The organism is Chryseobacterium indologenes (assembly GCF_018362995.1).
Lineage (GTDB): Bacteria > Bacteroidota > Bacteroidia > Flavobacteriales > Weeksellaceae > Chryseobacterium > Chryseobacterium indologenes_G.
In genome coordinates this window covers 1547905-1572279 of the sequence record NZ_CP074372.1, presented here as the reverse complement: position 1 = coordinate 1572279, position 24375 = coordinate 1547905, and the positions used below count along the sequence as shown (strand labels likewise).

At 35.7% G+C, this 24375-nt stretch carries 24 protein-coding genes; 16 read left to right on the top strand and 8 right to left on the bottom strand.

The features are described from left to right. Window positions 1-156 precede the first annotated feature (156 nt). The 6 genes from DYR29_RS07185 (at window position 157) to DYR29_RS07160 (ending at window position 7410) form a co-directional block, all read left to right on the top strand. On the top strand, window positions 157-1188 hold the full coding sequence (locus tag DYR29_RS07185) for a PDDEXK nuclease domain-containing protein (protein WP_213279907.1): 1032 nt from the start codon (window positions 157-159) through the stop codon (window positions 1186-1188). 26 nt (window positions 1189-1214) lie between these two features. Beyond that, complete coding sequence (locus DYR29_RS07180) at window positions 1215-4910, top strand: phosphoribosylformylglycinamidine synthase (RefSeq protein ID WP_213279906.1); 3696 nt, start codon at window positions 1215-1217, stop codon at window positions 4908-4910. After that, window positions 4891-5304, top strand: coding sequence for a ribonuclease inhibitor (locus DYR29_RS07175; RefSeq protein WP_213279905.1), 414 nt, complete (start codon window positions 4891-4893; stop codon window positions 5302-5304). The genes DYR29_RS07180 and DYR29_RS07175 overlap by 20 nt, the downstream gene beginning before the upstream one ends. A gap of 346 nt (window positions 5305-5650) precedes the next feature. Next, window positions 5651-6280 carry an SGNH/GDSL hydrolase family protein gene (locus DYR29_RS07170; protein WP_213279904.1) on the top strand — a complete coding sequence of 210 codons (630 nt, stop codon included), beginning with the start codon at window positions 5651-5653 and terminating at the stop codon, window positions 6278-6280. After that, the gene (locus tag DYR29_RS07165; protein ID WP_213279903.1) at window positions 6280-6612 is read left to right on the top strand and encodes a gamma-glutamylcyclotransferase family protein; all 333 of its coding nucleotides are present in this window, start codon (window positions 6280-6282) and stop codon (window positions 6610-6612) included. Before DYR29_RS07170 ends, DYR29_RS07165 begins: the two co-directional genes overlap by 1 nt. 339 nt (window positions 6613-6951) lie before the next feature. Next, window positions 6952-7410: a GyrI-like domain-containing protein gene (locus DYR29_RS07160; RefSeq protein ID WP_213279902.1), complete on the top strand. Its 459-nt coding sequence runs from the start codon at window positions 6952-6954 to the stop codon at window positions 7408-7410. Between the two features lie 105 nt (window positions 7411-7515). Here DYR29_RS07160 and DYR29_RS07155 read toward each other — a convergent pair whose 3' ends face one another. Then, window positions 7516-7902 carry a diacylglycerol kinase family protein gene (locus tag DYR29_RS07155; protein WP_213279901.1) on the bottom strand — a complete coding sequence of 129 codons (387 nt, stop codon included), beginning with the start codon at window positions 7900-7902 and terminating at the stop codon, window positions 7516-7518. A gap of 333 nt (window positions 7903-8235) precedes the next feature. On the opposite strand from DYR29_RS07155, the gene dnaN reads away from it, so the two are divergent. The 7 genes from dnaN to DYR29_RS07125 all read left to right on the top strand — a co-directional run bounded on the left by dnaN (window position 8236) and on the right by DYR29_RS07125 (window position 15503). Further along, window positions 8236-9366 (top strand): DNA polymerase III subunit beta, encoded by a 1131-nt coding sequence (gene dnaN / locus DYR29_RS07150; RefSeq protein WP_034699704.1) that lies wholly within the window; start codon window positions 8236-8238, stop codon window positions 9364-9366. 203 nt (window positions 9367-9569) lie between these two features. Continuing rightward, a complete protein-coding gene (locus tag DYR29_RS22815; protein ID WP_249413642.1) occupies window positions 9570-9989 on the top strand; it encodes a hypothetical protein in 420 nt (139 codons plus the stop codon). A gap of 24 nt (window positions 9990-10013) precedes the next feature. Continuing rightward, on the top strand, window positions 10014-10403 hold the full coding sequence (locus DYR29_RS22810; RefSeq protein ID WP_249413641.1) for a M23 family metallopeptidase: 390 nt from the start codon (window positions 10014-10016) through the stop codon (window positions 10401-10403). Window positions 10404-10465: 62 nt separating this feature from the next. After that, window positions 10466-11296 (top strand): AraC family transcriptional regulator, encoded by an 831-nt coding sequence (locus tag DYR29_RS07140; RefSeq protein ID WP_213279900.1) that lies wholly within the window; start codon window positions 10466-10468, stop codon window positions 11294-11296. Window positions 11297-11360: 64 nt separating this feature from the next. After that, entirely contained in the window at window positions 11361-11978 is a 618-nt protein-coding gene (locus DYR29_RS07135; protein ID WP_213279899.1) for a DUF417 family protein, read from the top strand. Window positions 11979-12185: 207 nt separating this feature from the next. Continuing rightward, a complete protein-coding gene (pheT, locus tag DYR29_RS07130) occupies window positions 12186-14588 on the top strand; it encodes a phenylalanine--tRNA ligase subunit beta (RefSeq protein ID WP_213279898.1) in 2403 nt (800 codons plus the stop codon). A 504-nt stretch (window positions 14589-15092) separates the two neighbouring features. After that, entirely contained in the window at window positions 15093-15503 is a 411-nt protein-coding gene (locus tag DYR29_RS07125) for an META domain-containing protein (RefSeq protein ID WP_213279897.1), read from the top strand. 51 nt (window positions 15504-15554) lie between these two features. On the opposite strand, the gene DYR29_RS07120 is transcribed toward DYR29_RS07125, so the two are convergent. The 6 genes from DYR29_RS07120 to DYR29_RS07095 all read right to left on the bottom strand — a co-directional run bounded on the left by DYR29_RS07120 (window position 15555) and on the right by DYR29_RS07095 (window position 21280). Next, window positions 15555-15794: a hypothetical protein gene (locus tag DYR29_RS07120; protein WP_002977986.1), complete on the bottom strand. Its 240-nt coding sequence runs from the start codon at window positions 15792-15794 to the stop codon at window positions 15555-15557. Between the two features lie 52 nt (window positions 15795-15846). Beyond that, a complete protein-coding gene (locus DYR29_RS07115; RefSeq protein ID WP_213280593.1) occupies window positions 15847-16737 on the bottom strand; it encodes a 3-hydroxybutyryl-CoA dehydrogenase in 891 nt (296 codons plus the stop codon). Between the two features lie 9 nt (window positions 16738-16746). After that, window positions 16747-17157 carry a hypothetical protein gene (locus DYR29_RS07110; RefSeq protein WP_213279896.1) on the bottom strand — a complete coding sequence of 137 codons (411 nt, stop codon included), beginning with the start codon at window positions 17155-17157 and terminating at the stop codon, window positions 16747-16749. Window positions 17158-17189: 32 nt separating this feature from the next. Beyond that, complete coding sequence (bla-A, locus tag DYR29_RS07105; RefSeq protein ID WP_213279895.1) at window positions 17190-18068, bottom strand: CGA/CIA family class A beta-lactamase; 879 nt, start codon at window positions 18066-18068, stop codon at window positions 17190-17192. A gap of 65 nt (window positions 18069-18133) precedes the next feature. Beyond that, on the bottom strand, window positions 18134-19864 hold the full coding sequence (locus DYR29_RS07100) for a cellulase family glycosylhydrolase (RefSeq protein ID WP_213279894.1): 1731 nt from the start codon (window positions 19862-19864) through the stop codon (window positions 18134-18136). A gap of 453 nt (window positions 19865-20317) precedes the next feature. Beyond that, window positions 20318-21280: a Gfo/Idh/MocA family protein gene (locus DYR29_RS07095; protein ID WP_047421619.1), complete on the bottom strand. Its 963-nt coding sequence runs from the start codon at window positions 21278-21280 to the stop codon at window positions 20318-20320. A 116-nt stretch (window positions 21281-21396) separates the two neighbouring features. Between DYR29_RS07095 and DYR29_RS07090 the strand changes: the two genes are divergently transcribed. From DYR29_RS07090 to DYR29_RS07080, 3 genes are all read left to right on the top strand, one after another. Continuing rightward, entirely contained in the window at window positions 21397-22047 is a 651-nt protein-coding gene (locus DYR29_RS07090) for a protein-L-isoaspartate(D-aspartate) O-methyltransferase (RefSeq protein WP_213279893.1), read from the top strand. A 362-nt stretch (window positions 22048-22409) separates the two neighbouring features. Beyond that, on the top strand, window positions 22410-23396 hold the full coding sequence (locus DYR29_RS07085; protein ID WP_213279892.1) for a 2-hydroxyacid dehydrogenase: 987 nt from the start codon (window positions 22410-22412) through the stop codon (window positions 23394-23396). Between the two features lie 49 nt (window positions 23397-23445). Continuing rightward, window positions 23446-23739 (top strand): hypothetical protein, encoded by a 294-nt coding sequence (locus DYR29_RS07080; protein WP_047421624.1) that lies wholly within the window; start codon window positions 23446-23448, stop codon window positions 23737-23739. A gap of 115 nt (window positions 23740-23854) precedes the next feature. Here DYR29_RS07080 and DYR29_RS07075 read toward each other — a convergent pair whose 3' ends face one another. Beyond that, the gene (locus DYR29_RS07075) at window positions 23855-24292 is read right to left on the bottom strand and encodes an endonuclease domain-containing protein (RefSeq protein ID WP_213279891.1); all 438 of its coding nucleotides are present in this window, start codon (window positions 24290-24292) and stop codon (window positions 23855-23857) included. Between the last annotated feature and the right edge of the window lie 83 nt (window positions 24293-24375).

Below are 24375 nucleotides of genomic sequence, written 5' to 3'. Positions count from 1 at the left end.
AAAGAAAGTAAAAGAGTAAATTTGTACTCAATAATAGAGGGTGGATGATAAACTATCAGTACGGAAATCAACAATCTGATAGGGATGCTCTTAACTCAGAAAAAGTAAAAGAAAAATAAATCTAATATTAAAAATCTGATATTTAATTTTTAAATGATGTTACAAAATCAGAACCATCAACAATTAATTACCGATCTGAAAGAACTGGTTGATAAGACTAAGTATCAGGTTGCGGCTCAGGTAAACTCAGCAATGGTGGTTTTGTACTGGAAAATCGGACAAAGAATAAATGAAGATATTTTAGGGAATAAAAGAGCGGAGTATGGTAAAGAGATCATTTTTCAAATTTCTCAGCAGCTTATTTTAGAATTTGGAAATTCATTTTCTGAAAAAAACATCAGAAAAATGATACAGTTTGCCTCTGTTTTTGATGATTTTGAAATTGTCGCATCAGCGATGCGACAATTATCATGGACCCATTTTTTACTCCTTATTCCTATTTCTGAAGATACTAAGCGAAACTTTTATCTTGAAGTCTGTAAGATTGAAAACTGGAGTGTGAGAGTTCTAAGAGACAAGATTAATTCTTTGCTTTTTGAGCGAACAGCCATCAGTAAAAAACCTGAAGAGATAATAGATAGAGAACTTAAAAATTGGTCTGAAAATAATATCCTTAATCCTGATTTGGTTTTTAAAGACCCTTATTTTCTTGATTTTTTAGAATTGAAAGATACCTTTTCTGAAAAAGATTTAGAAGAAGCCATTATTGTAGAACTTCAAAAATTCATTTCTGAGTTAGGAACTGATTTCGCTTTTCTTTCAAGACAAAAAAGAATCACAATAGATAACAGAGATTACTATCTGGATTTACTTTTCTATCATAGAAAACTAAAATCTTTAGTGGTTATCGAACTGAAATTAGGTGAATTTGAAGCCAGCCATAAAGGTCAGATGGAACTTTATCTTTCCTATCTTAATAAATATGAAAAAGTAGAAGGTGAAAATCCACCTATTGGTTTAATTCTTTGTTCAGGAAAAAATTCCGAACATATTGAACTTATGAATCTGGGAGGGGATAATATAAAAGTTGCAGAATATTTACTTATCTTACCTTCTGAAAAAGTTTTGCTTGAAAAATTGCATCGTTCAATAGAGATAGCAAGAAATAAATTTGAAAATAAAAAATAAATCTAATATTAAAAATCTGACATCTAATGTCTAATAACAAAAGAATTTTCGTAGAAAAAAGAGGAATTTTCGATGTTGAAAGTCCAAAAATTTTTGATGAAGTAAAAGCGGTGGTTCCGGCAGTTCAAAGTGTGAAAGTATACAACGTGTACGATATTTTCAATCTGAACGACGGAGAATTTGAAAAAGTAGTGAACAACACTTTCGTAGACCCTGTTACTGATATTTTGCATACAGAAAACCCTGCAAAAGCTATTCATTTCGGAATGGAATTTTTGCCAGGTCAGTATGATCAGAGAGCAGATTCTGCACAGCAGTGTATTGCATTGCTTACAGAAAATGAAAAATCAAAAGTAAGAAGTGGAAAACTGATCGAATTTGAAGGAGTTTCTGAAGCAGATTTGGTGAAAATCAAAGACCTTCTGATCAACAAAGTAGAATCTCAGGAGAAAGACTTGTCAATTCTGGATATTCCTGCAGATGAAACGCCATCAAAAGTGATTATCCACGAAAACTTTATCAATTTCAATGATGCAGAACTTGAAAACTTCTACAATAATCATGGTTTTGCTTTAGGATTGGATGACCTGAAATTCATTCAGGAATACTTCAAAACTGAAGAGAGAAATCCTACGGAAACAGAATTAAAAGTATTAGACACATACTGGAGTGACCACTGTCGTCACACGACTTTTGAAACGGAATTGTCAGACATTCAGTTTGAAGGTCAGTTCAAACACACATTGGAAACTATTTTCAATGATTATATCGAAAAAAGAAAATTCTTAGGCCGTGAGCTGAAGCCAATTTCCCTAATGGATCTCGCAACAGTATGCGGTAAATATTTCCATAAAACAGGTAACCTGGATAATCTTGTTATTTCAGACGAGATAAATGCGTGTACGATCCAGATCGAAGCAGAATATGATGGTAAAAAAGAACCCTGGTATTTATTATTCAAAAACGAAACACACAATCACCCTACAGAAATTGAGCCGTTTGGTGGTGCATCAACTTGTTTAGGAGGTGCGATCAGAGACCCGTTATCCGGAAGATCTTTTGTATTCCAGGCGATGAGATTAACAGGTGCTGCAGATGTTTTGGAATCAGTTGATAAAACATTACCAGGAAAATTACCTCAGAAAACCATTACAAAACAGGCTGCCAACGGATATTCATCTTATGGTAACCAGATTGGTCTTGCGACTACAATGGTTTCCGAAATCTATGACGAAGGATACAAAGCCAAGAGAATGGAAGTAGGTTTCGTTACCGGAGCTGTTCCAGTAGATTGGGTAAGACGTGAGAAGCCTGAAAATGGTGACTCCATCATTATTTTAGGAGGTGCAACAGGTCGTGACGGAGTAGGTGGAGCAAGCGGAAGTTCAAAAGAACAGGACGAGACTTCTATCCATACCATGAGTTCCGAAGTTCAGAAAGGAAATGCTGTAGAAGAACGTAAAATTCAAAGATTATTCAGAAATCCTGAAGTAACGAAGCTGATCAAAAAATCAAATGACTTCGGAGCAGGAGGTGTTTCTGTGGCAATTGGTGAAATTGCAGACTCTTTAGAAGTAAACCTTGATGTATTACCATTAAAATATGAAGGATTAAACGGAACCGAACTGGCGATTTCTGAATCTCAGGAAAGAATGGCTGTGGTTGTAGATCCTCAGGATAAAGAAAAATTCATTAAATTCTGTGAAGCTGAAAACATTGTTGCTGTAGAAGTAGCAAAAGTGACAGATTCAGGAAGAATGCAGATGTTCTGGAAGGGAGATAAAATTGTAGACCTTTCAAGAGCTTTCTTAGATACCAATGGATGTTCAAAATCTCAGGAAGTGAAAATCACTCACCTTGAAGAAGTAAAAGAAGAAACCAAAGCTTTCACGGCAGAAAACTTCCTGAACATCTTAAAAGACAAAAACGTAGCTTCCCAGAAAGGGTTGCTTGAAATGTTTGACTCTTCAATTGGAGCCACAACAGTAGCAATGCCTTTAGGTGGAAAATATCAGCAGACTCTGATGGAAGGAAGTGTGCAGGCACTCCCTATTTTAGGAGCAAAAGATATTAAAACAGTTTCTTTGGCAAGCTGGGGATTTGATGCTGAAATTTCAAAACAAAACTCATTACTTGGAGCATCTTATGCTGTAGTAGAAAGTGTTGCGAAAATTGCAGCGATGGGTGGTGATTACAAAAACATCAGGCTAAGCTTCCAGGAATACTTTGAAAAACTAGGTCAAAACCCTGAAAAATGGGGTAAACCTTTAGCTTCACTTTTAGGAGCTTATGATGCACAGATCAATTTAGGTCTTGCTGCTATCGGAGGAAAAGACTCCATGAGTGGAACTTACCAGGACCTGAATGTTCCGCCAACCTTGATTTCTTTTGCATGTGCCAATGGGGATAAAGAAAATATCATCTCTCCTGAACTGAAAAGCGCAGGAAACAAACTGTATTTCTTTAATCATATTGCTCAGGAAAGCGGACTTCCAAACTATGATGCCTTAAAAGAAGTTTTTGAATTCATTTTCGAAAATATCAAAGCAGGAAAAATCGTTTCTGTGAAAACAGTGAAAGAAGGAGGTCTTGCCGTAGCTTTAGCAAAAATGAGCTTTGGAAACAGATTAGGAGCTGATATCAATGCTGATGAAAATGTTTTATTGGCTAAAAATATCGGAAGCCTAGTTATTGAAGCGAAAGAAGAATTAAGCTCAGCAGCTCTTCAGCTTATCGGAGAAGTAAAAGATTCAGGTATTGTAAAGATCAACGGTCTTGAATCCAATATCGTAGACCTTGTATCCGCTAATACAAATACATTCGAAAACCTTTTCCCGACAGTAGAAAAAGAAAAGATTACGGTTGAAATTGATGAAAAATCAAATTCAATCCACCCAAGAAATATCATCATTAAAAAACACGGAATTGCTCAGCCAAAAGTATTCGCTCCGGTATTCCCGGGAACCAACTGTGAGTATGACACGCTGAATGCATTCCAGAAAGAAGGTGCTGTAGTGAGCAGCTTGCCTTTGATCAATATCAATCACCAATTATTGGAGGAAAGTATTGATGCTTGGGTTGAAGAGATCAGAACCTCTCAGATTCTGGCATTCTCAGGAGGTTTCTCTGCTGGTGATGAGCCGGACGGTTCTGCAAAATTCATTGTTAACGTTCTGAAAAACGAGAAAATGAAAAATGTAGTTCATGAATTATTAGACAGAGATGGTATGATCATCGGTATCTGTAACGGATTCCAGGCTCTTGTGAAATCTGGATTGCTGCCTTACGGAAGAATCAAAGATTTGGATGAAAACTCTCCAACGTTAGCTCACAACGCGATCAGAAGACACATCTCTCAGATGGTTACTGTAAAAGTAGTGAATGACGAAAGCCCATGGTTAAAAGGAATGAAAGATCAGACTTTCACTATTCCGATTTCCCACGGAGAAGGACGTTTCATGGCTTCAGAAGAAGAAATCAAAAAGTTGTATGAAAACGGACAAATTGCTACCCAATACATAGATTTTGATGGAAACATCGCTCACGGGATGCCGTTTAACCCGAATAACTCATTATTCGGAATTGAAGGAGTTACCAGCCCATGTGGAAAGATCTACGGAAGAATGGGACACCCGGAACGATTTGCTGAAGGTCTCATGAAAAATATACCAACCGCGAATTATCACAACATATTCAAAAACGGTGTTGAATACTTCAAATAACAATACAAGAAAAATGATCGTCATCCATGGCGGTCATTTTTCGTCTTTAGCCGGTTTCTACGATGAAGCTTCCCATGTGCTGATGAAAGATGCAGATTGGAAAGTCGGAACGCTTGATGGCTTTGATGATATTCTCTACGGAGGCTTCGGAGTAATAGAAGGCAAAGAAGAAATTGAAATTATCTGGAAAGAATCAGAGAAATCAGAAAAAGACCTTGGTTTTGATGCCACTTGTGAATTCTACAACAATAAAATCAAACAGGGAAAACCATTCAACATAGAATTGATTCAGCAGAAATTAGATGATTTGACCGAAGGAAAAGGGCAGACTCTTTTTGAAATCCTGGTAGAAATTATACAGTCACATAGTAATATTGCATTGAAGCTGGAATGATAAGTAATGAGCAATGAGTAATTAGAATCTTAAACCATTAAGAATAATAAAGATCTTAAGGAAAGTTAAGATTCATCAATGATGAATGAAGCAGGCTACTTAATAATAGCTTTAGCTGTTGCCTTAATTATTCTTCACCCCTTCAAAAATCTTAATGGTTCAAAAAAGTTTATTCAACTAGGGCACAAATTGGTCTATTGCTGAGTGAAACGCCTTTGCGAACGAAAACATAAGAATTAAATATAAATACTTAGCACCTTTTGCGTTAAAAACTACGCAAGTTGAAAGATATTAATAATTTTTCTCACTATTTTTACTTTAACAAAAAGGAAACAATAAGAATTGAATGAAGAAAATTATTTACGGGCTGTTCTTCGGTGACAGCATTACTTACGGAGAATATGACGGTGTTTTTGGTGGCTGGGTAGATATTCTGAAAAGATATGCCTTGCAGCAATTCCACGAAGGAAATGGTGATGAACTGATTTTATTCAATTTAGGAATCGGAGGAGAAACTACAGAAGGATTACTGAAAAGAATTCCCCACGAACTCAGTGCCAGAAATTCAACTGATGGAAACCTTGTTTTTTTAAGTTACGGAGCCAACGACCTTGCGATAAAAGACGGGATACAGATTGTAGATCCGGAAAAATTTAAAAACAATATGAGTATTGCCATCGCACACGCCAAAGAATTTTCCAAAGAAATTTATCTCGTAAGCATCCTTCCTTTCTCTCAAAAAATAGATGGAGCAGTAGTAAGCTCCGGGAAAAAAAGAATCAACCGGGATGTTGTTGTCTATAATCAGATCCTTAAAGATCTTGCAGCAGAACATTCACTGGAGTATATTGATTTTTATTCTGCTTTCAGTGAAGATAAAGAGATTTTACTATCTGCAGACGGAGTTCATCCTAATGAAAAAGGCTATGGAATGATGGCTGAAGTTGCTATACCAATTATTGAAAAATATTTATAATGCCAAATTTATTTTCTTACGGAACCTTACAGAAAGAGCAGGTTCAAATGGAAACCTTTGGAAGACTTTTACAAGGTGAAAAAGACATCTTATCAGGGTATAAATTAAAAATGCTTGAAATTACAGACCCTGAAGTACTGCGGAAAAGCGGTGAGAAATACCATCCCGTACTGGAATTTTCAGGAAATGATAATGATCAGATTGAAGGGGTTCTTTTTGAAGTAAAAGAAGCAGAAATCCTTCAGGCAGATGAATATGAAGTAGATGACTATAAAAGAATTGAAACCGTTTTTAAATCCGGGAAGAAAGGGTTTATTTATGTCGGAAAATAGTCATTGCGAGCAAAGCGAAGCAATATCACTAGTTCCTATAGAATTTCAACGGGATCTTTGTCATTCCGAGCAGAGCAAGGAATCTATACTATAATTGGTTTATAAAATATGTAGAGACTCCTACGGAGTGACAAAATTGGAATAGACTAAGCAAAAAGAGAATAGCCGCAGAAATTTAATTCAATAGGAACGTGCTTTAGTCCGTTTATCTAAAACGTCAACATTCAAATAGCTTTAGCTAAACTTAAAAAAAATATCCTATTCAATCATTTAAAAAAACTCCTGACATACCCTTGTCACAACCTGTCCTTACTTTTGTCGCAACAAAAAAATCAAGAAATGAATAACATGAAAGTAGAACCTTTTAAGGTCATCGGAATCTCAGTAAGAACAACCAATGAAAATGGGCAGGCAGCAAAAGATATTCCGGTCTTATGGGAAAAATTGATCAATGAGGATATTCTTAATGCAATTCCAAATAAGATAGACAATACCATTTATTCCATCTATACAGATTACGAAAAAGACCATACAAAGCCCTATACAACAGTTCTTGGATGTAAAGTGGAAAGCCTTGATAATATTCCTGAAGGAATGGTCAGTTATTCTTTTGATGGTGGAGACTATCTGAAATTTACTACAAAAGGAGATCTTTCAAAAGGGTTGGTTATCAATGAATGGTTGAAAATCTGGGAAATGGACCTCGGAAGAATATTTACTGCCGATTTTGAAATCTATGGGGAAAAAGCACAGAACCCTTCAGATGCCGAAGTCGATATCTTAATTGCCGTCAAATAAGAAAAAAGACTTCTTGCCTTCACAACTTATGAACTGAAGACGTGAAACTCCCCTCCGACGGAGGGGTGGCAAAAATCCAGAGGATTTTTGACGGGTGGTTTTAATCTACAAAAACAGCTGTTTTATTGTCTTTATAAATCTTAAAATATATTTTCCATACACCAAAACCCCAACAATCACCGATGCAATGGCCGTCAAAACAACAGCTCCTGCGGCAATATCTTTAATAAAGCCAATTCTTTTGTCGAAATCAGGTTGGATGATATCGCAGATCTTTTCAATAGCAGTATTGAAAATTTCAGCACTTAAAACAGTAACCGAAGCGATAAAAACCAATGCTGCATCTGTGTTGTTCAGTCTGAAATAAAAAATAAGGAAAAGATTTACAAAGAATGCCAGAAGCTCAATCTGGAAATTTCTTTCCGTCTTTATCATCATAAAAACACCCCGGAAAGCATTGAGAAAACTTTTATGAAGGGGAGGTTTTTGCATAATTCTGAACTTTTCACACAAAGATAGGCTTTGTATTTTGATTGTTGTGAATTATCTTTTTATATTCAAAATGTGGTACTATAGGAGAAAATGATCAATATTAATCCTCTTTTGCTTCCAATACTCATGTTTTAATGTATTTTGAAGAAAAAATGTGCAAATAGAAATCCGAATAAAGTGAATGTTTTGATGAAAATTATAAGATCAAAAGAAATTTAACCATAATATCAAGGCTCAAAACAAATTAAGGATATTTGTGAAAAACTCCTCCATATTATTCTTTTCTTTATTGTATCTATTTATTATATTTGTAGAAACTTATTTTATAAATCTATGAAATTTATTATTTCAAGTGGTGAACTGCAGAAGGCGTTGCAAACTGTAAGTGGCGTAATATCAAGCTCTCAATCGAGACCGATTTTAGAAAACTATCTTTTTGAATTAGACGGAAATAATGTTACCATTACAGCATCTGACGGCGAGACAACTCTTGTTACTTCTCTGGAAGTAAAGTCTGATGATACAGGTAAATTTGCTGTTCCTGCTAAAATTTTTCAGGATTTTATCAAGACCTACGGTGAACAGCCTCTGACATTTGTTGTAAAAGACAATGCCGAAGGTACAGGAAGCCAGCTTGAGATTTTAGATGAAAAAGATAATTTCGCAGTAGCATTAGACAATGCTGATGACTATCCTGAATTACCGGAATTTGACGCTTCACAAAGTGTTACAATGCCGGCTGGAGTTTTGTCTGAAGCTTTGACAAACACTCTATTCGCTACAAGTAATGATTCTCTTCGTCCGGTAATGACAGGAGTGCTTTTCCAGTTTGGAGAAAACGAAACCAATTTCGTATCTACAGACTCCCACAGATTGGTGGTGTATAAAAGAGCAGACCTTATGAATGCTGAGCCGATGGAGTTTATCATGCCTAAAAAACCTCTGAACATTTTCAAAAATATCCTGGCGAGTTCCAACGAAGACGTTACGATCGACTTCAATGAGAATATGGCCAAGTTTACTTTTGGTAAGCATATCTGGATCTGTAGACTGATTGATGGTAAATATCCAAACTATACAGCGGTAATTCCAAAGGAAAATCCAAATGTATTGACGATCAACAGAAACCTTTTATTAGGAGCGATCAAAAGAGCATCTATCATGTCTAACAAATCAACCAACCAGGTAAGATTCAAGCTTTCCGGTAATATTCTTCACCTTCATGCAGAAGATACTGAATATGCAAACAAAGCAGACATGCAGATTCCTTGTGACTATAACGGAGAAGATATCAATATCGGATTCAGTTCTAAATTCTTAACTGAAATGCTGACGATCTTAGGATCAGATGATATCACTATGAAAATGTCTCAACCTAACAGACCAGGGATCATTGAACCTCTTGATGGTCTTGAAGAAAATGAAAATATCTTAATGCTATCAATGCCGGTAATCGGATTATAACATTAACCATATAAATAAAAGAAAGCTGGAATTTTTCCAGCTTTTTTTGTAATCTTGCTGGAAGCGTAAAGAAAACTCAATGCAAACTGTTGAATGCCTTTAACTTTAAAAATCAAGTGTTTAAAAACTTTTGAGGCTTTTGTGGTTTTGTAAAGTTATGCAGCCTTATAGTAAGAAGATGCTAAAAGAATAAAACATTAATCATGAAAAAAATAACAATTCTCGGATCACTTATTTGCTCTCTATGGGCTTTTTCACAGAAGAGTGTAAAAATGTACTATGAGCATACAAAAGATATGATCACTTACTATGCTGATAATATTGAAATCTATCCAATTTCAATAACGTTCTCTGAACTGCCGGAAACAGAAAATCTGAAGAGTCCCGAAGCATTTAAAATGATCAGAGTACTGCCTCCGAAATCAATGAAAAACAAAATTGCTTATTTTGTTGTCAACGATAATAAAAAAGGGTGGAAAATCAAGAAAATGCCTGCTTACTATACATTGGCTGGAGATGCAACGATAAAGACCTATGATGCTGATTATACTTATGATCTTCCTTTTCAAAAAGGGAAATCTTTTAATGTTTATCAGGGTTACAATGGAATATTTTCTCACTAGAATGAAAACTCTTTAGATTTTGTAATGCCTGAAGGAACCGAAATTACAGCGGCAAGAGAAGGTAAAGTGATTGATGCAGTTCAGAATAATAATACAGGATGTCCTACATCAAGTTGTGCTAATCAGGCTAATTATATTTCAATTTTACATTCGGATGGAACCATTGCACAGTATTTTCACCTGAAACAAAATGGGGTTAAAGTTAACATAGGTGATGAGGTTAAAAAAGGTGATTTAATAGGATTGAGCGGCAATACAGGCTGGACAAATGGCCCGCATTTACATTTCCAATGTTTTCTTCCCGATCCTTCAAAGCCTAAACAAAAGAATACCCTCAAAACGCTTTTCAGAACCGGTAACGGAACTAAAACCGAATATTTGACAGAAAAGAAAACGTATTCAAAAGAATATTAAACAGCGTCAAACCGTGCCATTTGTGAATCATTAGAGTTTTTAATGTTTTAAAAGGGCTAATCATGAAAATAAAAATACAGTCTTACCGCACTTCCGGTTTTCCCTCAGAATTTACCACTGAAAACTACAGTGTGGTTCTATGGAATGGCTCCGGTATTTTCTCTGTGGATGATATTAATTATTCTTACAGGGGATACAATATTCTGTTTCTTTCCCCTTATCAAAAACTGAGACTGGCTTCGGAATCTGATGAAAATACTGATATGCTTTTATTTCATGGCGATTATTACTGTATAGAATATCACAAAGAAGAAGTAGCTTGTAACGGCCTTCTTTTCAATAATATTTACCTGAATCCGGGAGTTGAACTCTCAGAAGAAAACTATAACTATATTCTCGAACTTTTCAGTCACATCAAAAAAGAAGAATCCGAAAAGCATCAGTTTTCAGAATCTATTATCAAAACTTATATACAGCTTATCCTTGCCATTGGCAGTAAACAGAAAAGCAGTATTGAGAATAGTGTATTTTCTCACGATAAACTGCCCAATAAAAATGCTGCAGAATTTCAGAAACTGTTGGAGACCCATTTTAAAAATGAAAAAGAGCTGTCGTTTTACAGTGACAAACTGAGCATCACCAATAATACTTTAAGCAAAGCGGTAAAGAAAGAGTTTGCGAAAACACCCACTCAGCTTATTAATGAAAGAATCATTCTGGAATCTAAAAAATTGCTGCATTTAACTTATAGATCAGTAAAGGAAATTGCTTCAGAACTGGGATATGCCGATGAATTTTATTTCAGCAGGTATTTTAAAAAATCGGTAGGATGTTCCCCCAAAAAATACAGAGAACAGGTGGGAATCTCCGTGGTGGCGAAAATGTCCATGTAATGTCCTCAAATATCTATGTTGGCGCTATAGGCATGTGAATACCTTTGTTAAAAAAATAAATCACATGCAAGACAACAGACTTTACCACCGTTTATTACGATTGGATACCTGGTTTTTCAATTTTCTCAGAATTTCAATTTTTATCGTTATGGCCTGGATTGGAGGCTTGAAGGCGTTTCATTACGAAGCTGAAGGAATTGTACCCTTTGTCGCCAATAGCCCCTTCATGAGTTTTTTTTATAAAAAAGCAGGGAATAAAGTTCTTAATGAAGACAAGAAGCCTGTTGCAGAATATACCCTGTATAAAAATCCGGAAGGAAAGGTTATCCAGAAAAATATTGATTGGCATAAAGAAAATGGAACATACACATTTTCTTATGGTTTGGGGACAATGATCATAGTAATCGGAGCTTTGCTAATGTTGGGGATCTGGTTTCCTAAAATAGGAGCAGTAGGAGGGGCTTTAACGTTTTTAATGTCTTTGGTTATCCTTTTATTTTTAGGAACTACTCCAGAAGTATACGTGCCAAATCTGGGTGGAGATTATCCAACACCACAGTTTGGATTTCCCTATCTGTCCGGAGCAGGGCGTTTGGTTCTGAAAGATATTATCATGATGGCCGGCGGATTGGTATTATTTTCTGATAGCCTTAAGAAAGTTGTGAGACCATCTGATCAGTAGATTCCTCAATAAGAAGCAGAAGTATTAATGAAAATTAATTATCTTAAAATCGCTTCTAAATTTCTCTATTTCTCAAAAAAACACGACATTTGTAGCTCGAAAAATCACACTTGAATATGGTGTGGAATTTCAAATAAAAATTTCAAAATAGAGCAGATGAAACCGAAAGGCTCATTTGACGAATTAAATAAGTAGATAGATTAACAAATGAAAATATCAAACAACTGGCTGAAGGACTTTGTAAAAACGGAATCAAAAACTGAAAGAATCGGTGAATTCCTTACAGATATAGGTCTTGAGGTTGAAGGGATAGATAAATTTGAAAGTGTAAGAGGCAGTCTGGAAGGAATTGTTGTAGGTAAAGTATTAACCTGCGAAAAGCATCCGAATGCTGACAAACTGAAGAAGACAACAGTAGACGTAGGAAACGGAAAAATACTGAATATTGTTTGCGGAGCTCCTAACGTGGACGCAGGGCAGACTGTTCCTGTAGCCGTTGTCGGAACAAAAATCTATGACAAAACAGGAAACTTTTTTGAAATTAAAGAAGCCAAAATCAGAGGAGAGGTTTCTCAGGGAATGATCTGCGCAGAAGATGAATTAGGTCTTAGCGAAGATCACGGAGGAATCATGGTGCTGGATGAAACCAAATATGAAGTTGGGAAAAACTTTGCAGACTATTTTGAGCTTACTAATGATGAGGTTTTTGAAATCGGATTAACACCGAACAGAACTGATGCAATGTCTCACTATGGGGTTGCAAGAGATCTTCATGCTTATCTTTCTACCAACCAACTGAAGTCTCAATTTAATAAAGTAGCTTCCGAAGCTTTGAATAGTGAGGGAACTCATGATTTCAAACTTGAAATTGAAGATGCTGAACTGTGCCCAAGATATATCGGAGCGGTTATTGAAGACGTAAAAGTAGCAGAATCTCCATCCTGGTTAAAAGACAGATTAAAAGCGATCGGACTAAGCCCGATTAACAATATTGTAGATATTACCAACTATATTCTTCACGGATACGGACAGCCGCTTCACGCATTTGATGCAGATAAAATTGCAGATAAAAAAGTGAAAGTAGGGGTTGTAAAACCGGGAACGAAGTTTACCACTTTAGACGGAGTTGAAAGAACATTGAACGGTTCTGAAATCATGATCAAGGACGGTAAAGATAATCCAATGTGTATCGCCGGAGTATTCGGGGGTAAAAATTCCGGAGTATCAGAAACTACAAAAACGATATTCCTTGAAAGTGCTTATTTCAATCCAATTGCGATCAGAAAAGGAGCAAAAGCTCACAGCCTGAATACGGATGCTTCTTTCAGATTTGAAAGAGGAGTAGACCCGAATCTTACAAGAACGGCAATCACTCACGCTATTAAAATGATTCAGGAAATTGCTGAAGGGAAATTAGTAGGAGACCTGTTGGAAGAATATCCTAAGAAAATTGAAGACAGCTATGTGATCCTGAGATTTTCTAAAATTGAGCAGATTTTAGGAACAAAAATCCACAGAGAAAAAGTAAAGGAAATCTTAAAAGCATTGGAAATTCAGGTTTTAAATGAAATTCCAAATGGTTTTGAAATCTCTGTTCCTGCTTACAGAGCAGATGTAACAAGAGAAATTGATGTAATTGAAGAGATTCTAAGAATCTACGGATATAATAAAATTGATGCTCCACAGAAAATTTCGTTTACCCCTGTTAAGCTTAGTGCTAACGATCAGGATGAACTGGAAAACAGCTGGGCAAGAGCTTTACAGAGCATTGGCTTCAACGAAGTAATGAATAACTCATTGACTTCTGTAAAAGATGAAACTGATGCCGTAAAACTGTTGAATCCTTTAAGCGGAGATTTAGCATTTATGAGAAAGTCTTTATTGGAAGGACTTCTTCAGAATGCCGTATATAACATCAACAGAAAGAATCAGGATATTAAATTCTTCGAATTAGGAAAAATTTACCACAAAAAAGAAAAATACGAAGAAAGAAAACAATTGGCTTTGTTGGTTTCCGGAAGAGATGTTGCGGAAAACTGGCTTCAGCCTAAGTCTGCTGTAAGTTTCTATAATCTTAAAGCTTATGTAAAGGTTTTATTAGAAAGACTTTCTGTTGATTATAAAGAAGCAGCTCTGTCTGACGAAAGATTCTCTGATGCATTGGTATATGAAGTTGACGGTAAAGCGTTGGTAAGAATCGGAAAAGTATCTCCTGCTTTATTAAAAGATTTTGATATTGATCAGGATTGTTTCTATGCAGAAATTGAACTGGAATATGCTCAGGAACTACGTTCTAAAAACGAACTGAAATTCAAAGACATTCCGAAATTCAACAAGATCAGAAGAGACTTAGCTTTATTGATTGATAAAAATGTAAACTATCAGGATCTATATCAGACCGCTAAAAAGAATAAATCTCCATTTATTAAGAGTGTTAACTTATTCGATGTGTATGAAGGTAAAAATCTTCCTGAAGGTAAGAAGTCCTATGCAATGAGCTTCGAGCTGTTAAACGAAGAAAAAACACTGGAAGAAAAGGAAATCACAGAAGTAATGGATTCTCTGATCAAAGCTTTCCAGAAAGAATTCAACGCTGAGTTGAGATCTTAATACTTGAAAATATATTTCAATATAACAGAAACGGACTTTTTAAAGTCCGTTTTTTTGTTTTTAATCTTAAAAATATATCTGTATTAATAGGTTTCGGCTAAAGCCATCTGGATATTGATTTTTAAGTAAACGGGCTCCCTTCGACTAAGCTCAGGATTACATCCGTTCTATTGAATTTTATTCAGTGATGTTTTTCCTGCTTCAGTTTATCCACAATCTTTGTCACTCCGTAGGAGTCTCAGAACTCTTTATAAGCTAATTGTAATAGAGATTCCTTCGGAATGACAAAGACAGAAGTATCAATTATTTCATCGTAGATAAACTCTTTGTGCCCTAAAACTGCACCTTGTAAAGCATTTGCGTCTTTGCGATTTCCAACTCTTCATCATTAAAAATAAGCCTAAAATTATTCAAAATACAAGATGTTAAAGAATAATAAAATTCACCGCAGCCCGTTTAAATAATATAATTTCCGTAAATTTGGATTAATTCAAAAAGAAAAAAATGAAAAATCTTTTTTTAAGCATATGTACAGCTGCAGTATTGGCTTCATGTGGATCTATGACAAGCCCGTCTGCTTCTAAAGTAGGAAAAGCTCAGCCTGCTCTTGCCAACACAAAATGGACACTGGCTGAAACGGTAAAAGGAAAAGTTCCGACATTGAATATTGAAGGAGAGAAAATCACAGGAAATGCCGGATGTAATAACTATTTCGGAACGGCTAGCATAGATCCGTCTACAGGAGGATTTACAGCAGGACAAATGGGATCTACAAAAATGATGTGTAACAACATCGGAGTAGAGCAGAACTTTATGGATATGATGGGAAAAGCAAATAAATATGTGATTTCCGGAAATACTTTAGAATTGTATAAAGACAATCTTTTATTATTGAAATTCACTAAATCTGAATAAAAAAAACAAAAGGAACTCAATTGAGTTCCTTTTTTATGTTTTAGAGTGTTATTAATCTTCCTCTTCTTCGTCGTACTTAGCCAACTCTTCGTCGCACCATTTAAATGCTGCTTCTACTACTTTAGTAGCTTCGTCTGCCATAGTTTCTTCATCATCACCTTCAAGATCATCTAACCACTCAACTTCTTCTTCCTCAACGTTTAAGATAAATCTTGGGTATTCTGTATGAACTACAAATAGATCCTCTGGAAACTCCGAATTATCTGCTAATAAAAACTTTGGTAATTTCATTTTTTTAATGTTTTAACTTTCTCAAAGATAAATAAAATTATTGACTTTAAAATTACTTCAAAAACATTTTTGAAACTTTTTCAGCTTTTTTGCTTTCAGAATAATCATAGAATCCTTCCCCTGATTTTACACCAAGTTTCCCTGCTGTTACCATATTTACAAGCAATGGGTTAGGCGCATACTTTGGATTTTTGAAACCGTCAAACATTACATTCAGAATGGCAAGACATACATCAAGACCAATAAAGTCTGCCAGCTGAAGCGGGCCCATCGGATGTGCCATTCCCAATTTCATTACCGTATCAATTTCCTCTACACCAGCCACTCCGTTATAAAGCGTTTCGATAGACTCATTGATCATCGGCATCAAAATTCTGTTAGCCACAAAACCTGGATAATCATTCACTTCTACAGGAACTTTACCTAACGTTTTGCTCATTTCGTAAATTGCATCAAAAGTCTCTTTAGAAGTAGAATATCCTTTGATGATTTCTACAAGTTTCATGATTGGAACCGGATTCATGAAGTGCATTCCGATCACTTTATCAGCTCTTTTTGTAGCTGCAGCAATTTTTGTAATAGATATAGATGAGGTATTGGTGGCAAGGATACAGCCTTCAGGAGCCAGTTCATCCATTTGTCCAAAGATCTTCAGTTTAAGATCCATATTTTCTGTAGCAGCCTCTACAATAAGGTCTGCAGCACCTGCTGCATCATTCAGTGCTGTGAAAGTAGTGATATTGCCAAGCGTTTCAGCTTTTTGTTCCTCTGTAAGATTTCCTTTTGCAATGATTCTGTCAAGATTGGTAGTAATGGTTTTCAAACCTCTGTCCAGAGCTTCCTGAGATACATCTACAAGATTTACTTTAAAACCGCTTTGTGCGAAAGTATGTGCAATACCATTTCCCATGGTTCCCGCTCCGATAACGACAATGTTTTTGATCATTTTCCTTTATTTTTTATAGATAGTTAAATTTTTTACGTCACTAAGATCCGATTGAGAAACAACCGTTGCCGAGTCAAAGAAAACGGTTCCTGTACTTTGGTTTTTCTTGCTGTTGTTCTGATTAGAAACGGTAGCCGTTAATCCCCTTATAAGACGGCTTTTCTGATTTTTTGTAAGATAGTCAGTACCAACATATAATGTGAATTCACCTTCTCTGCCTCTTCCTTTTTGTTGCAGAATTTCCAGGCTTCTTACCCTGCTTTTATTCTTGAATTCCTTCAGAAAGCTGATAACGGGTTTGTCTGAAGGCGGGCCGCAGCATACACTTCCATAGCTGATCTCCAGATAATTCTGATTCTTTTGTGAGTAAAAGAATGTGAAAGCCAGCAGAGCCGTTGTTACTATTATTTTTTTCATGTTAAAAATCGCTTAAAAATAAGCTTAAAATTTTATTTATTAAAATATTCCCAAACCTCCTTGGAAATATCAGAAATCATCCTGCAGTTTACCGCATCTGTTTCCATTGAATTACTGACAAATACAGCTAATGCATAATGTTTTCCATTGGGTAAAGTAACGATGCCGATTTCATTTTCTGCCCCTGTTAAACCTGCCTTATTTTTTCCTGATGCTCCCGTTTTTCTGGCCACAGGAGTGTTTTTTGGAAGCTGCTCTACCATTTTGTTTAATCCTGTTGAAGTAGATAACATGACCTGCATCAGATAATCTGTTGACTTTTTGGATAATAATTTTCCGTCATAAAACTTTTTAAGGACGTCAACTGCAGATTGGGTAGTACTGTAATTTTCATACTGAACTTTCCAGTCTTTATGCATTGCCTCTTCATTATATTTGATCTGAAAACCCTTTACTCCTTTGGAATCCATGAATTTCTGAACAGGCTGAGTTCCTCCCAATAGGCTGAGAAGAATATCGCAGCCATTATTATCACTTTTAGCGACCGTATATTCAATAACTTCACTTAACGGAACTTCAACGTTCCCTGCCGGATATTGATCGCGTAGCGGGGACCATGTATTTTCAAGTAAATTTGATTTGTTGAGTGCAACTTTCTGATCCAATGAAAGCTTTCCCTGATCTACAGCATTCAGAATTGCAGCGGCAATATGAAATTTGAAGACACTTTGCATCGGAAGCTTTTTATCTGCGTTTTTATCATATTTAAAACTGTTCTCAAACCCTAGGACAGAAACACCAACAGTTGCTTTTTTGTTTTTAAGAATTGAGTTTATTTTTTGTTCCAATAAAGAAGTCTGGGCAAAAGTAAATGCCGAAATCAGAAGAAAAAAGAATGCTGTTTTTTTCATAATACCGAAATTAAAAAGCTCTCCTTTGAAGACCAAAAGAGAGCTGCAATTTAAGATAATTATTACTATTTTACTTCAAAATAATTCAGATTGACATCATCATTTTCAAAGAATATTCTGATGCTGTTTTCTCCTTTCTGAAGGCTTATATTTTTGACTGAAACTGTTTTCCAGTTCTCATTTCCTCCACTGGAAGCTAATGATACCGTCGCCAACACTTTTCCGGAAGCTGTTTCAATCCTTATTTTTGAATCAGTGGCTGATGCATACCGGATGTCAAACGTATAATTTTTGTCTCCTTTTGACTGAACAGTATACTGGAGCCATTCCCCGGATTCTGTTTTTCCTACATAATACTGATTGGTAATCTTATCATTGCACTTATAAATATCTACACCATCATTTCTCATCTGCTGTCCTGAGTTCCATTCTGATCTTTTTGCAGGATCACTTACCCATAGATTGATGAAATCTTTATCCAGATATGCAGAACCCATTCTTCCCAGATCATATTCCGAAGCAAATATCCTTCCCGGAACCTGATGATTTTTAAATGGCTTTGTTGAAGCATCCGTTGTCTGTCTGAACATTGCATCAATAACATCTTTTTTGATTTCCGTATTGCTCAGTTTATAGTTATCAGCAATCTGCATCAAAGCTTTTTTTGCATACTCTTTTGAAGGTTTTTCACCTCCGTTTTTCCAGTAATCCAATAACTTTTCATATTCAGGCGTGATCTTGACATTGGTGATTCCTGCAATATTATCAATCTTTTTCATCGGCCAGAATGCATACCCGATATTATGTTGATCCAAAAGCTGAATAAGCTCAGTAAACCAGACATTGGAATTTTCTCCTGTCTCACCAAGCCAGATCGGCATATTATTTTTTTTTCTCAGATCCAGTGCAAACTGAAGGGTTTGGTCATCATTGTAATTCCAGTATTTATGAAAGCTGAAAGCCATATTGTTGTCCCAGATAGCCGGCAGTCCGTTATAATTATTTCCCCAGCCGTTTCCTTCAATGAAAATAATATGCTTCTTATCAACCTCTCTGATAGCAGCAGTGATATCCTTCTGAAGTTTCCAAAGCGGAGCATTAGACATTTCATCGGTACCATTTGGGTTTTTGCCTGTGAAATTGATATTAGGCTCATTGATCAGGTCGTAGCCGCCAATCCATGGACTGTCTTTATATCGTTCGGCCAGTTTTTTCCAGAATGCTATAGTTTTTCTCTGATTCTCTTCATTGGTCCAAAGCGACGGTTTTGACTTGTCATTATCAGAAATATTGATATCATTTCCCTGCCCGCCCGGTGCAGCGTGAAGGTCAAGGATGAGATAAATTTTATTATCGGCACACCATTGAAGCAGGTCATCGGTCATTTTAAAACCTTCTTCCAGCCATGTATCTTTTCCTTTTACAGGTTCTTTTTCAATAGGAAGTGTGTAAAGATTGTAATGCATGGGAAGCCGTATCGAGTTGAATCTTGATTTCGCAAGAAAATCAATATCCTGTTTGGTGATTCCGTTTTTCAGATAAGCTTTGTAAAACTCATTCATGCCATCTTCACCAATTAACTCAGCAATTTTCTCCTTAATCTTATACTGAGGTCCTGCAAAATCAGCAGTTTTCAGCATATAACCTTCCTGAAGCATCCAGCCGCCAAGGCCAAGCCCTCTCAGTTGAATATTTTCTCCTTTATCATTAACGATTTTCTGTCCCGAAGTCTTCAATAATTGTGATGTCCCAAATTGAGACAATAAAAGTGCGGATAATAGAATAGCTCTTTTCATAGTAGTTTCAATGGTTTAAAATAGTAGGGAAATTAAAGATTATAATGAATGATGACAGGGTAAGATGATGCTCTATTCACATCATTTATTGCGTCAGATATCCATATATGTAAAACAAAATCTTTCAATACTTTATTGAATTGTTCTCCAAATATATTGTTTTTTTGTTTTGAAAAGGATTTTTAATTGACAAATCAGTAATTTTTAACGAAAATTTTTTATTTCATTAAATAAGTAAAGCCGGAATTAGCTAAATAAGTCTACAGCTTCATCAAATCGATGAAAGATCGATTTAACCTTTGCTTACTTAAAATAATACATAACTAAAAATGAAACTTTTGCATTTAAAATTAAGAATAACCTTAGAAATTAAAAATGCTACCTCATAATCATTCTTTTGATTGTAAGGTAGCACTTTTGTAGTACTGTCATAAAAACAGCATATTTTTATTTTTAGCTGATCAGTCTCATGATTTCCAAAGCAACTTTCAATGCTTCAGTTCCGTCTTCAAGAGAAACCTCTACATTTTTATCGTCTGTGATAGCATCTGCGAAAGAGTTCAGCTCATCCAAAATAGCATTGTTCGACTGAATATTAGGGTATTCAAACAGGATCTGATTCTTTTCCCCATCCGCATTTTCAATAATCATATCAAATGGAGTAGGGTTTTCAGGAGCATCTTTCATTCTGATCACTTCAGCCTTTTTCTCAAGGAAGTCTACAGAAATATAAGCATCTTTCTGGAAGAATCTGCTTTTTCTCATGGCTTTCATAGAAATTCTGGAAGTGGTAAGGTTAGCTACACAGCCGTTTTCAAATTCTATTCTTGCATTGGCAATATCCGGAGTTTTGCTTACTACACAAACACCGCTTGCATGGATATTTTTAACCTTAGATTTAGCCATACTCAATAGTATATCCAAATCATGGATCATAAGGTCCAATACTACAGAAACATCTGTCCCGCGGGGATTAAATTCTGCCAGCCTGTGGATTTCAATGAACATCGGATTGCTGATATATTCCTTAGTGGCAATAAAAGCCGGATTATATCTCTCAACGTGTCCTACCTGTGCTTTGATTCCTTTTTCCTGGCATAAACGTAAAATTTCTTCTGCCTGCTCAAGAGTCTGGGTTACCGGTTTTTCAATAAAGAAATGAAGGCCTTTTTCAATGGCTTTTAAAGCATAATCGTAATGATAAACTGTAGGAGTAACAATATCAAGCATGTCAATCTGCTCAAGCAATTCATCAAAGTTTTCAAAATATTTATATCCGAATTCGGCTTCTAATTTCTTTCCGTTTTCAACATCTTTATCATGGAAACCTACAAATTCATATCTATCTGATTGATTAAGAAGTTTTAAATGTATTTTCCCCAAGTGTCCGGCACCTACCAAACCTGCTTTTAACATAGCTGTATTAAATTTTTGTAAAGATAAGAAAGAAGTTACATTGTAGAAGCAGTTTTTGTGGATAATTCTTTCCTCCAATTTATGAAATCTAATTTCTAATTTCTTACTTTTGTCAAATGCAGGATTCGTTTGTACATAAAGGAAAAAGAAAGATTTTAGTAGATTACCTTCGGCACAGAATTGGAATTTCAGACGAAAATGTACTTTCGGCAATGAGTGAAGTTCCAAGACATCTTTTTATCGAAAGTATTTTTGAAGATTTTGCCTATGAAGACAGGGCATTCCCCATCTTAGCGCATCAGACTATCTCCCATCCTTCAACGGTAGCAGAACAGTCTGAGCTGCTGCAGGTAAAACCAGGTGAAAAAGTCCTGGAAATTGGTACCGGATGCGGATATCAGACGGCTGTCTTAATAGCAATGAAAGCTCATGTATATACGGTTGAAAGACAGAAAGACCTTTTTGATTTTTCCAAAAAGAAACTCAGAGAACTTCACCTGTTTCCAAAATTTCAGAGCTTTGGAGATGGCTTTGCCGGGCTTCCTACTTTTGCTCCTTTTGATAAAATTATAGTAACCTGTGGTGCTTCTACTTTACCAACAGAGCTTTTAAAACAATTAAACATCGGAGGAATTATGGTGATTCCGTTAGGACCTACTGATGAGCAGGTTTTATTCAGATTTACCAAAATAGGTCCTACAGAATTTGAAAAAGAGGAATTCGGAGCGTATAAATTTGTTCCGATGCTTGGAAATACCAATCAATAGTAACATATCTCTAAAGAGTGTATCATTCTGAATGAAATGAAATATAGTGAAGAATCTCATACAGTTTCGTCAATAAGATTCTTTCTCAGTCAGAACGGCAAAAGCCAGATAATTTGACTTTTAGAGAACCTCTTTTTATCAATAAGATTCATTTGGATTTAGCCAAAATTTAAAATATTTTTACTCCATTTCGGAATGAAAATTGATGGAATTAAAACCCTCAGTATAAAATCACCATCACAGAAAATAAATAGATTTTGAATCAAACATTCAGATGAAAAGAAATAATTTTTAATATTAAAGTTCAGGAACCTTACTTTTTGCGAGTGAGGTTTTTTATTTACAATCATTAATCCATAACAATGAAAGTCTTTATCAATAAAAGAATTCCCGAAACAGGAATGAAAATGCTGAAAGAAGCAGGACTGGAAATTACCATTCCGGAAAAAGAAAACCTTTCTTATGAAGAATGGCTGAATTACTGTAAAGATACCGATGCAATTTTAAGTATCGGGGCAGAATTTAAATATGACAAAAACTTCTTTGAAGCCTGCCCGAATGTGAAAGCCATTGCTTTGTATTCTGTAGGATTCGATCATGTAGATATCAAAGAAGCTACCCAAAGAAATATTCCGGTGGGTAATACTCCTGATGTTTTGAGCAGAGCGACTTCAGATGTTGCTTTTTTACTCATGCAGTCCGTGGCAAGAAGGGCGAGCTACAATTTCCGGAAAGTAAAAGACGGAAGCTGGGGTGCATTTGATCCTTTGCATGCTTTAGGGCAGGAGCTTTATGGGAAAACCTTGGGGATTTTCGGACTCGGGCGCATTGGTTATGAAATGGCTGAAAAATCAAGGAAGGCTTTTGGAATGAATATCATTTATCACAACCGTCATCATAACGAAGAAGCTGAACAGGAATTGGGAGCAACATATGTTTCTTTTGAAGAGCTGATCAAAAACTCAGATGTATTGAGTGTTCATGCCAATTTCACCCCTGATCAAAAAGAATTGTTCAATGAATCCATCTTTGAACAGATGAAACCTGATGCTATTTTCATCAATACTGCCAGAGGTGGATTTCACAATCAAAAAGATTTGTATCATGCATTGGTTGATCAGAAAATATGGGGAGCCGGTCTGGATGTTACCAACCCGGAACCTATGTCTCCAGACGATCCTATTCTAGAACTTTCAAGTGTTTGTATCCTGCCACATATTGGTTCTGCTACTATTGAAGCCAGGAACGGGATGGCAAGACTGGCAGCAGGAAATATCATCGCTTTTTCAAAAAATGAAAAAATGCCGAATTGTGCAAATCCTGATGTTTATTCTGCTCACTCATCATAACTTGGAATTATTTTTGTTCTGATTATATAAACCTAAAATCTTAAATATTATGGCACCAGAGAAAAATATTAATCAACAAAACAAGAGGTTAGAACAGATGGATTATAACCCAAACGAAGATATATTTAAGAGAGAAAAACACATTCCACTTGACGGAGATGGGAATCCTATCTTAGATGAGGACCTAGACGAAGATAAAATAGATAAAGGCTTAGATATCCCAGGAGCCGATGACGATGATGAAATGGAAGAAATAGGAGAAGAAGATGAAGAGAACAACTACTGGAGTCTCAGCGATAATGAAGACGACCATGAAGAGGAAAATGATGATGTTTTAACCTAAACTTTAACGATATATCAATCGACCTTACTGTATTTCAGTGAGGTTTTTTTATATTGAATAACCACTAATATTAGTAAGGGCAATTCCCCTCCCTCGGAGGGGTGGATTCAAAAAATCAAAGAATTTTTGAAGACGGGGTGGTTCCATAATGCAATACAATAAAATCCTCCAACTCCCTCATCACCACATTCAGATTATTCCTCACATCAAAATCACTTATTCTGAAAACTAACAGTCCTAAAGATTCCAGATACTCCTGTCTTATTCCATCATAAACTTCTTTCTCATCATGACTTGAACCATCTATTTCTATAATTAATCCCAAATTTTTTACATAAAAATCAACAATATAGTTTCCAATAATCCTTTGTCTGTCAAAATCAATCTTATGAAAATTTTTTGCCCGAACTTTCTTCCAGAATATTACTTCACCCATAATACGGGCTTTGCGTTTTTCTTTTAATAATACTTTTAAATGGGGATTGTAGGGCAGATTTTCAACGAAATTCCTATAGATCAGAATTCCGGTGATAGTGGTGAGAATTTCTTTCATGATTGTGTTTATTTTTAACCACCCCGTCTTTCAAAGTTAATAACTTTGAAATCCACCCATCAGGGAGGGGAATTGAGGTGTGT

Bases quoted from the DNA above. Each gene is read 5' to 3' on its own strand.
- DYR29_RS07185 (WP_213279907.1), top strand. From the start codon at position 157: ATGTTACAAAATCAGAACCATCAACAATTAATTACCGATCTGAAAGAA.
- DYR29_RS07180 (WP_213279906.1), top strand. From the start codon at position 1,215: ATGTCTAATAACAAAAGAATTTTCGTAGAAAAAAGAGGAATTTTCGAT.
- DYR29_RS07170 (WP_213279904.1), top strand. From the start codon at position 5,651: ATGAAGAAAATTATTTACGGGCTGTTCTTCGGTGACAGCATTACTTAC.
- DYR29_RS07165 (WP_213279903.1), top strand. From the start codon at position 6,280: ATGCCAAATTTATTTTCTTACGGAACCTTACAGAAAGAGCAGGTTCAA.
- DYR29_RS07160 (WP_213279902.1), top strand. From the start codon at position 6,952: ATGAATAACATGAAAGTAGAACCTTTTAAGGTCATCGGAATCTCAGTA.
- DYR29_RS07155 (WP_213279901.1), bottom strand. From the start codon at position 7,902: ATGCAAAAACCTCCCCTTCATAAAAGTTTTCTCAATGCTTTCCGGGGT.
- dnaN (WP_034699704.1), top strand. From the start codon at position 8,236: ATGAAATTTATTATTTCAAGTGGTGAACTGCAGAAGGCGTTGCAAACT.
- DYR29_RS22815 (WP_249413642.1), top strand. From the start codon at position 9,570: ATGAAAAAAATAACAATTCTCGGATCACTTATTTGCTCTCTATGGGCT.
- DYR29_RS22810 (WP_249413641.1), top strand. From the start codon at position 10,014: ATGCCTGAAGGAACCGAAATTACAGCGGCAAGAGAAGGTAAAGTGATT.
- DYR29_RS07140 (WP_213279900.1), top strand. From the start codon at position 10,466: ATGAAAATAAAAATACAGTCTTACCGCACTTCCGGTTTTCCCTCAGAA.
- DYR29_RS07135 (WP_213279899.1), top strand. From the start codon at position 11,361: ATGCAAGACAACAGACTTTACCACCGTTTATTACGATTGGATACCTGG.
- pheT (WP_213279898.1), top strand. From the start codon at position 12,186: ATGAAAATATCAAACAACTGGCTGAAGGACTTTGTAAAAACGGAATCA.
- DYR29_RS07125 (WP_213279897.1), top strand. From the start codon at position 15,093: ATGAAAAATCTTTTTTTAAGCATATGTACAGCTGCAGTATTGGCTTCA.
- DYR29_RS07120 (WP_002977986.1), bottom strand. From the start codon at position 15,794: ATGAAATTACCAAAGTTTTTATTAGCAGATAATTCGGAGTTTCCAGAG.
- DYR29_RS07110 (WP_213279896.1), bottom strand. From the start codon at position 17,157: ATGAAAAAAATAATAGTAACAACGGCTCTGCTGGCTTTCACATTCTTT.
- bla-A (WP_213279895.1), bottom strand. From the start codon at position 18,068: ATGAAAAAAACAGCATTCTTTTTTCTTCTGATTTCGGCATTTACTTTT.
- DYR29_RS07100 (WP_213279894.1), bottom strand. From the start codon at position 19,864: ATGAAAAGAGCTATTCTATTATCCGCACTTTTATTGTCTCAATTTGGG.
- DYR29_RS07095 (WP_047421619.1), bottom strand. From the start codon at position 21,280: ATGTTAAAAGCAGGTTTGGTAGGTGCCGGACACTTGGGGAAAATACAT.
- DYR29_RS07090 (WP_213279893.1), top strand. From the start codon at position 21,397: ATGCAGGATTCGTTTGTACATAAAGGAAAAAGAAAGATTTTAGTAGAT.
- DYR29_RS07085 (WP_213279892.1), top strand. From the start codon at position 22,410: ATGAAAGTCTTTATCAATAAAAGAATTCCCGAAACAGGAATGAAAATG.
- DYR29_RS07080 (WP_047421624.1), top strand. From the start codon at position 23,446: ATGGCACCAGAGAAAAATATTAATCAACAAAACAAGAGGTTAGAACAG.
- DYR29_RS07075 (WP_213279891.1), bottom strand. From the start codon at position 24,292: ATGAAAGAAATTCTCACCACTATCACCGGAATTCTGATCTATAGGAAT.